Genomic DNA, 1,853 nt, shown 5'->3' with positions numbered 1-1,853 from the left:
TGCTTGAACTTATTTTTGTAATAGATAAAAACCAGAATCCCTATGAAAATGACTATCATCAAAAAAGGGTACACCACACGAATGCGGAGGCACCCTTGCAGGCTAACTTATAGTTGCCTTAAGATGTTAATATTAATTAAATAAATTGAAATATCACTTGATTATTAACAAAGAATCTATCGGGAGTACAGAAATCTGTGTAGAAAAGAGAGGGTTACACAAACAAGAAAGGGAAGCCTTTAAAGAAGTTAGGAAAGAAAAAACAAGAAAATAAATTTGTTTACGTGGAAGATTATCTATCCATCTTTGATTACTTAACAAAGGATTATTTTATTCCTATAATATCAGGTAATGCAGAAGGTAGAGTATATACAAGTCTGAACTTATTACCCTCATTAATTAAAGCAGAACTACAGTTAATGGAAGTAGATATAAGCTGTCTGCATCTAAATCTAGCAAATAAGATTTATGGAGGTACTGGTAAAGATATTACTCATGATATAGTAGCTGAGTATCTGGGGATAGACAGAAAGGAAGCTAAAAAAGAGCATTTGAGCTTCTTCAACAAGGATTTTCTGGGTATGAACCACTCACCACTTTTCAAATATTATCAGAATATGGAACCAATCATGTTAGACAACATATTGAATGAAAAAAAAGAGAAAGGCTACAAAGAAACCAGTTTGAAGCTATTCACTTTAGAGACTAAAATAATGACAGAGGTGTTACTTCAATTAAAGTGAAATGAGATTTATGCCATTTACAATTTTGATGCTTTTTTAGTGAATCCTAAAGATGTAGAAAGAACTAAAAAGATAATGGACACTGTTTTAAAGAAGTTTGGGGTTAATACGATTGCGAAATAGCTCAATGCTCTTCAATTGTCTATCTACTTCTAAATAGAACATTTTTTTACAAAAACCATCGCATCCTCATCATTGTAGCATTTATAAAACAAACCCTCTTTAAAGAACGTAAACACTGTTTTATCTGCACTGCTTCTTATTTTTTCTGATATTTTCATTTTTAAAAATATTTCTCGACCGCCATAGGCGGTATTTAAACACTGCCATTCCGCCTTAGCAGATGGCAGTGTAAAATATCAAAGTGTCAAATCGCTTCGCTTTTCAAAGTGTCAATCCTTAAGACAACGCACAGAGAATCCGTACGCCCGGGGGTCGCTGCTAATACCGGCATTGGCATTGCTACCGCTGAAGTACAAGTAAAGCGAGTAAGAAGCATCAACGGAACTTGACCAATAGATGCCGCTGGAACCCACATTATTGAGCGAACCATCGCTGTAGTCGCGGCTGCCTGCCACGGGCAATTTAAGCGGAGAGCCAAAAGCCCCGGCTGCATCGTTACTACTCCAAGTTGCAAATTCAGCTTCCCACTCTGATACAGTTGGTAAGCGGTAACCACTTGGACATGGATTGTTAATGCCGTTTACACCCTGCCATAAATTTTCGTTTTGTGGGCTTCGCCAATCGTTAAGGCTGCTTGGTGCTAAAATAAAATCACCATGTCCGGGGTCATCGCTACTACTTAATGTAGTAGTTGTAGCAGATGTCCTTATTTGATGTCCGTCAGTACCACGTCACCATGGTATAAATCGCCATAAGCAGCAGCATCGATGCTACTGGTGGCTACTTGTGAAGCGCCCAGGTTGCGGTCCATCCAGATTTCTCCGGTGATGGGGTTGGTTACATCTGTTTTGCCTTCAATTGGCTTCCATGTTGGCACGCCACTAACGAAAGTTAAAACTTGCCCTGTAATACCTGGTGCTACGATTATCCATGCTGTTCCGTTCCAATATTGCATATCACCTGCTGTTGTGCCGTCTAGAACATTAC

At 38.4% G+C, this 1,853-nt stretch carries 3 protein-coding genes; 1 reads left to right on the top strand and 2 read right to left on the bottom strand.

The features are described from left to right. Nucleotides 1-284 precede the first annotated feature (284 nt). A complete protein-coding gene (locus CXF67_RS09600; RefSeq protein ID WP_102088561.1) occupies nt 285-743 on the top strand; it encodes a hypothetical protein in 459 nt (152 codons plus the stop codon). 152 nt (nt 744-895) lie between these two features. Here the strand turns inward: CXF67_RS09600 and CXF67_RS18780 are convergent, their stop codons facing one another. Both CXF67_RS18780 and CXF67_RS18240 read right to left on the bottom strand, forming a co-directional pair. After that, complete coding sequence (locus tag CXF67_RS18780; RefSeq protein ID WP_257984647.1) at nt 896-1,024, bottom strand: hypothetical protein; 129 nt, start codon at nt 1,022-1,024, stop codon at nt 896-898. 548 nt (nt 1,025-1,572) lie between these two features. After that, nucleotides 1,573-1,853, bottom strand: a 281-nt coding sequence (locus tag CXF67_RS18240; RefSeq protein WP_180957949.1) for a hypothetical protein, incomplete at its 5' end; no start/stop codon positions are given.

The sequence above is a fragment of the Psychroflexus sp. MES1-P1E genome, assembly GCF_002836055.1.
In the GTDB taxonomy this organism is placed as follows: Bacteria; Bacteroidota; Bacteroidia; order Flavobacteriales; family Flavobacteriaceae; genus Psychroflexus.
The sequence above is the reverse complement of the archived record's forward strand: the minus strand, read 5'-3'. Positions and strand labels throughout refer to the sequence as shown.

Bases quoted from the DNA above. Each gene is read 5' to 3' on its own strand.
- CXF67_RS18780 (WP_257984647.1), bottom strand. From the start codon at position 1,024: ATGAAAATATCAGAAAAAATAAGAAGCAGTGCAGATAAAACAGTGTTT.